Source organism: Acidobacteriota bacterium, from assembly GCA_016184105.1.
In the GTDB taxonomy this organism is placed as follows: Bacteria; Acidobacteriota; Vicinamibacteria; order Vicinamibacterales; family 2-12-FULL-66-21; genus JACPDI01.
The window spans coordinates 140071-146467 of the sequence record JACPDI010000028.1; the positions used below are offsets into that span (position 1 = coordinate 140071).

Sequence of the window (6397 nt, forward strand, 5' to 3'; positions counted from 1 at the left end):
AAGTGTGACTGTCACACTTATTCCCCGCCCGTGATCCGCGCCAGGACCGCCGCGACGACGCGGTCGCAGCGCGGGCGATAGAAGCGGAAGGCATCCGGCGCCGTGGCGCCCGTCCGTTCGAGCAGCGATTGCCGCAGCGCCGCCCTCGCGCGCGACAGGCGCGTCTTGACGACATCCTCGGAAACCTCGAGGGTTTCCGCAACTTCGGCCGTGCTGAGCCCTTCGACATCCCGCAACATGAACACTTCGCGCGAGCCGTCGGGCAGGCGGTCGATCGCCCACTCGAGCAACCCGCGCAGCTCGCCGCTGAACGCCTGGCGCTCGGGATCGTCGGTTGAACCTGGGGTCATGAACGGCTCCACGTTCGACGTTTCATCGAAGGGTTCGTAGCGCTGCCGGCGGCGCACTCGCGCCAGGGCCTCGTTGATCGCGATCTTCGTCAGCCAGGTCGAGAACCTCGCCGCGCCCGAGAACTGTCGAAGGTGCGCGTACGCGTTGACGTAGGCCTGCTGCATCACGTCTTCGGCCTCGCGCTCGTCGCGCACGATCGCCCGGGCCGCGCGGTAGATGCGCTCGTTGTAGCGGCGCATCAAGACCTCGAACAGCGCCGTCTGCCCCCTCAACACCTGGGCGACGACCTGCTCGTCGCTGAGCCCGTTCCACTGTTCCAGCACGGCCGCGCTGACCACGTACATCCCTCCGCCTCCATAGATTAGAGCAGCTGGGGTCAAAACGGTGACACGCGCCCGGTGGGCCTCAGAGGAGAATAAGTGGGACAGTCACACTTTCCCCGGTCGCTGCTTCGGAAAGTGTGACTGTCCCACTTATTCTCCACCCACGCGCGCGGGCAGCCGGGCAAGCCTGGCCACCCGCCGGACGAGGCGGCCGATATCGACCGGCTTGGCGACGTAGTCCTGGAACCCGGCCGCGAACGCCTGGTAGCGGTCCTCGGCCCGCGCGTGCGCCGTGACGGCGATCGCCGGCACGCGGCCGATTCTGCCGGGCAGGTCGCGGATGCGCCGCATCAGCACGTGCCCGTCCTCGCCCGGCATCGCGATGTCGGTCATGAGCACGTGGGGATCGAACCCCGGCGCGATCTCCAGCGCTTCGGACCCCGACGAGGCGGTGCGGACGATCGCACCGTGACGCGTCAGGATCTCCGCGAGCAGCTCGCGTTCGTCCGGCTGGTCGTCCACGACGAGCAGGCGGAGCCCGCCGAGCGTTTGCGCATCAACGACCGCCGCGTCGGCGACCGTGCGCGCGGGAGCGCTGCGCGCCGGCAGCGTCACGGCAAACGCGGCCCCGCGTCCCGCGCCCGAGCTCGCCACTTCAATCGAGCCGCCGTGCGACTCGATGAGCGACCGCGCGATGGACAGCCCGAGTCCCAGTCCGCCGAACTGCCGCGTGCTGCTGCTGTCCGCCTGCCGGAAGCGATCGAAGACGTGCGGCAGGAACTCGGCGGAGATGCCGCGGCCCGTGTCCCGCACGAGCAGCCGGATGGTGCCCTCCTCCGTGTGCCGGGCCGTCAGATCCACGCGCCCGCCTCGCTCGGTGAACTTCACCGCGTTCGAGAGCAGGTTCCAGATGACCTGCTGCAGGCGGTCCGCGTCTCCCACCATCAGCAGCGGCTTCGATTCGTAGACGACGTTCAGCTGGATGCCTTTCGCCTGCGCGGCGGGCCGGATGACTTCAACGGCGCTGTCGCACACCTCGGCCAGGTCCAGCGCCGCCATGTCCAGCCGCAGCTTCCCCGCCAGCACGCGTGACACGTCGAGCAGGTCCTCGATGAGCTGCACCTGCATGCGCGCGTTGCGCTCGATCGTGGACAGCGCCCGCTCCACTTCCGGGTCCATCGGCCTCGTCCTGGCCAGCGCCGCCCAGCCAAGGATCGCGTTGAGCGGCGTGCGCAGCTCGTGCGAGAGCGTGGCCAGGAACTCGTCCTTCACGCGGTTGGCTTCGGCGTGCGCCGCGCGCTCCTGGATCAGGCGGTTGCGCTCGGCTTCCACCGCGCGCCGGTCGGTGATGTCGCGGATCGCGGAGACGACCAACCGGCTGCTGTCAGATGACAGGGGGCTGAGGCTGATCTCCACCGGGAACTCCGACCCGTCGCTGCGAAGCGCGTACAGCTCGAGGTTCGCGCCCATCGGGCGTGTCTTCGCGTTGCGGAGGTACGCGTCGCGGTGGCCAACGTGCGCGGGCCGGTAGCGATGCGGGACGAGCAGTTCGATTTCCCGGCCGATCATCTCGTTCCGCGTGTAGCCGAACAGGCGCTCGGCCTGCGCGTTGACGCGCACGATTCGCCCACGCCCGTCGCTGATGACCATCGCGTCGGGAGCGGCTTCGAGCAGGGCGAGGAAACCGCTCTCCTGGAGCGGGTCGGCGTGAGACACGGCGCAGCAGGGCAAATTAGAATGTCCCACCCCCGGCGTCAAGCTCGTCCTTGTCACCTTTCGGCCGCGGCCGTGGTCTAATCGCGGTTGATGGCTCACGCTCAGACCGCGTGGCGCGCGGCTGGCCTCTTCGTCACGGCCACGGTCCTCGCGTGCGGCGGCAACGCCGGCTCCCCGTCGGCTCCGTCCAACCCGGGCGCGCGCACGGTGACGATCACCGCGTCGGGCGTCAGCCCGACGTCGCTGACCGTCCCGGCTGGCTCCCGCGTGACGTTTGTCAACAACGACACGCGGCGGCACGACATGACGTCCGACCCTCACCCGGAACACACCGACTGCCCCGAGATCAATACCGCCGGAGCGTTGCTGCCGGGCCAGTCGCGCGAAACCGGCAACCTCGTGACCGTGCGCACCTGCGGGTACCACGATCACGAGCAGCCCACGAATGCGACGCTGAGGGGGAGGGTCTTGGTGCAGTAGCCAGGGTCAGGGTTCAGGGTTCAGGCCTCAGAGGAACGCGGGGGCAGCGGCGCGGAAGTCGCCGTTCAGGATCCGCACCGAGCTGGCGCCGAGCCACGAGTCGATCACCTTCGCGTACACGGAACGGAAGTCGGTCTCGTAGTGGACGTCGGCGCCGTTGTTTTCGAGCGTGGGATTGTCGGGCGTCGCGCCGAGGTTCGGCGCGGTGCCGTAGATCCCGCCGCGCACGCCGCCGCCAATCGCCATCATCACGCCCGCCGCGCCGTGATCGGTGCCCTGGCTGCCGTTTTCGGTGATCCGGCGGCCGAACTCCGAGAACTGGATGAGGAGCGTGTCCTGCAGCAGCCCCTGGTTGGCCAGGTCGTTGTAGAAGGCGGTCACCCCGTCGTTGAGCGTTCCCATCAGCGTCGCGTACGTGCCGGCGAGCGTGTTCTGTCCCGCATGCGTGTCGAAGCCGCCGGTCTGCACCCAGAACACCCGGGTGCCGATGCCGCGCGCCATCGCGCCCGCGATGGCGCTGAGCGCCTGGCCGAAGCCGTTGTTCGGGTACGCGACGGTGGCGCGATACTGCGCGACCGACGCGACGCGGTCCAGCGTGGCCAGCGCGGCCTGCGCGCTCGCGTTCACGAACGCGAGGTGCGGCTGGTCGATCGGCACGTGGGACGCGATGGCCGCCGCCGCCAGCCGCTCGTACGAGGCTTCCGCCCCTTTGTTCGGGCTCGCAAACGCGTAGTTCTGCACGCTGGCGATCGCGGGCACGCCGACCGTGCGTGCCAGCAGCGTGCGCGGCGTCTCGCGGGCGGTGTTCCACGCGACGAGCGGGTCCACCGGCGGCGGCAGCAGATCCAGATAGCGCCCGAGCCACCCGGTCCCCTGCGGCGAGCGCGGGTCGGCGCTGGACCAGATGTCCGTCCCCTGAAAATGCGAGCGGCTCGAGTTCTCGTAGCCGGTGCGCTGGATGATGGCCAGCCGTCCCGCGTCGAAGATCTGCCGCAGCCCCGCGAGCCGCGGGTGCAGCCCCAGCGCGACGCCGCTGCGATCGCTGCCGATCTGCAGCACCTCGCCGGCCGGGACGGCCAGCGCCGGCCGGCGGCTGTAGTACGACGCATCGTTGTAGGGAACGACGGTGCTGAGCGCGTCGTTGCCGCCGCTCAGATAGAGGATGACGAGGTTGCGGCGCGACGCGCCCTGCGCGCGCGCGAGGTCCGCCAGGAACGCGGGCGCGGCAAACCCCATCGTGAACGCCGCCACGCCCCCCCGCACGAACTCACGCCTGGTGATCGGCATCGACGCTCCCAGCCCCGAGGCTAGACCAGTTGATACTCACCCGACCCGACGAGCAGGTGCACGAGCCCCGGCACCTTGGCCAGCAGCTGCGCGTCGCTGCCCGACCAGGCGCCGCCCGCGCGCAGGTAATCGAGCAGCGAGCGGGACACGCCGGCATCGAGCGGCGCCGGCGTCAGGCGATCGAGAAACGCCGAGAGCAGCGACTCGGGCGTGCGGCCGTCCGCCCGCGCCCCGTCTCGAAGATTGAACTTCTGGTTGGTCGCGAGCTGCGCGGCGAAGTTCATCCGCGCCAGCATCGCGCCGGTGGAGAACCACCCGCGCCCCAGCTCCCAGCCGTTCACGTCCGGCGGCTCGAAGAGCTGCTGTCCCATGTTCGAGAGCGGCGTCAGCGCCTCGCTCGCCGAGAACCCGGTCCACCCGACTTCCTTCAGCGCGCGCACCACGAACTCCACGGGCCACGAGTAGCGCGCGTGGTGGTTCTCCGGCTGGCGAAACCGGCGCGAGGTGAACAGGCGGCGCAGCATCGGCTTCATCTCGAAGCCGCTCGCGTAGTACTCGGAGGCAAGCGCCTCGATCAGGTCCTCGTCCGGGCTCGAAACCTCGTTGACGAAGAACGCGTACAGCTTCCGCGCGAGCCGGCGGCCGGTCTCGGGATGCCGCGCCACCGCGTCGATCAGATCGAAGCCGTCCTGCATGCCGTCCGCGGCGCTGCGCGCGGGAATCCGCCGGCCGCCGTCCCGGTAGATCGGAAAGCTGAACTCCTTCGGGCCGGTATCGTGCTGCGCGGCGTTGTAGAGGAACGTGAAGTACAGCGTGTCTCCCGCGCCGTGGCGCTGGACGTTCCAGCCGGTGAAGACGCGCGCGCCCGCGTACACGTCGGCCTCCTGGAAGAAGCCGACGCCCATCGTGAACAGCTCCATCAGCTCGCGCGCGTAATTCTCCTGCGGCCGCGTCCGGATGTTCGTCCGTCCGTCGAGCCAGAACAGCATCGCCGGATCTCTCGCGGTCTCGACCAGGAGCGTGCGGAAGTTGCCGAGCGCGTGCTGTCGCAGCAGCTCCAGCTGGCCGCGCACCCCGCTGGCGTCCTCGAACGGCTTGGCGGCCAACATGCGCGTGGTGGCGACGGAGCCCGCGGCGGCCGCGATCTTGCTGTACGCCGTCGCGAAGTGGTTGTGCCAGAAGAGCGCCATCTTCTCCTGGAGCTGGCGCGGCGAGTGCACGAGGCGGAAGAGCCACCGCTGCCGCGCGTCGTTGATGACGGTGTTCGGGGAAAAGACGCCGCGCGAGGTCACGCCGAGGTAACCCGGCTTCTGGATATTCGCGTCGACGAGGTCGGGGACGCGCTCGTATTCGAGAAGCAGGTCAAGGGTCCGCTGGAACCCGAGATCGGCGAACTCGTCGATCTCCGCCTGCGTCGCCCCGAAACCGGCGCGGCGCAGCAGGTGCTCGATGTCCCGCTCTCTGCCCCTCGGCATGCGCTCCTCCGCCCCCGCGGAAAGGGTTCTTATCTTAGACCTCCCCCGAGCGCGGGGGTTAAATTTTTTCGCCGTCGCCGAACCCTCGTGTTGAACCTCCCGTCTTGAACCTCGTAAAATTTCTCCATGCCCGCGCTTGCCGTCGACACTCCGGAGCGCCAGGCGCTGCGCGATGCGCACCGCGTCCGGCCGCTGACTGTGCAGGAGGAAGGGGCCGGCCTGCTGCAATTGCCGCCCGGCGTCTACGGGTTCACCCACTCGCCGGGGGCCGAAAATGCGCCGCTGTTCCGCGCGGCGACCCGGCACAGCTTCGAGGTGCACCGGCTTCGGGACTCAACCATCCTGCTCGCCTATGTCGACAAGCCGGCGGCCGCCGTTCTCGAGCACGCGCCCGAGGACATGCAGGTCACGGCCTACCCCTTTCCACGTGGCGACGCCCCTGTTCTTGTCGCCATCGAGTGGTCGCGGCTTCACCTGGTCAAGCGCTACGTCACGCCGGTGGAGGGCGGCGGCATCCAGCTGCAGGTGTTCGGAAAACGCGCGCCGTAGCCGCCGGCCTTCAGACCGGCGGCTATTGAGCGCCCGCGGCGCGGTATCATTGATCTCCTTGTTTTCCACAGCCTTGAGACGCCTCATCGCCCTGTCGCTGGCCGTCTGCGGCGCGCTCGGCCAGGCGCCGGCGGGAACGGCACAGCCCGCGACGCCGGGCGGGCCTGCGCCGTACACGGTCGTGGCGCGCGATGGCCGGCGGCCGTTGCCGGTGCG

General features: G+C 69.5%; 6 protein-coding genes. 2 read left to right on the top strand and 4 right to left on the bottom strand.

Features of this window, described 5'->3' with window-relative positions; translation table 11 throughout:
• Positions 1–17 precede the first annotated feature (17 nt).
• Together HYU53_11055 and HYU53_11060 are read right to left on the bottom strand one after the other, a co-directional pair.
• Positions 18–695, bottom strand: a complete 678-nt coding sequence (locus tag HYU53_11055; GenBank protein ID MBI2221731.1) for an RNA polymerase sigma factor — start codon at positions 693–695, stop codon at positions 18–20.
• A gap of 129 nt (positions 696–824) precedes the next feature.
• Positions 825–2390, bottom strand: coding sequence for a response regulator (locus HYU53_11060; GenBank protein MBI2221732.1), 1566 nt, complete (start codon positions 2388–2390; stop codon positions 825–827).
• Positions 2391–2480: 90 nt separating this feature from the next.
• On the opposite strand from HYU53_11060, the gene HYU53_11065 reads away from it, so the two are divergent.
• Positions 2481–2870 carry a hypothetical protein gene (locus HYU53_11065; GenBank protein ID MBI2221733.1) on the top strand — a complete coding sequence of 130 codons (390 nt, stop codon included), beginning with the start codon at positions 2481–2483 and terminating at the stop codon, positions 2868–2870.
• Positions 2871–2897: 27 nt separating this feature from the next.
• On the opposite strand, the gene HYU53_11070 is transcribed toward HYU53_11065, so the two are convergent.
• Both HYU53_11070 and HYU53_11075 read right to left on the bottom strand, forming a co-directional pair.
• Entirely contained in the window at positions 2898–4157 is a 1260-nt protein-coding gene (locus HYU53_11070) for a DUF1501 domain-containing protein (GenBank protein ID MBI2221734.1), read from the bottom strand.
• 20 nt (positions 4158–4177) lie between these two features.
• Positions 4178–5632 (bottom strand): DUF1800 domain-containing protein, encoded by a 1455-nt coding sequence (locus tag HYU53_11075; protein MBI2221735.1) that lies wholly within the window; start codon positions 5630–5632, stop codon positions 4178–4180.
• A gap of 126 nt (positions 5633–5758) precedes the next feature.
• On the opposite strand from HYU53_11075, the gene HYU53_11080 reads away from it, so the two are divergent.
• The gene (locus HYU53_11080; protein MBI2221736.1) at positions 5759–6181 is read left to right on the top strand and encodes a hypothetical protein; all 423 of its coding nucleotides are present in this window, start codon (positions 5759–5761) and stop codon (positions 6179–6181) included.
• Positions 6182–6397: the final 216 nt, after the last annotated feature.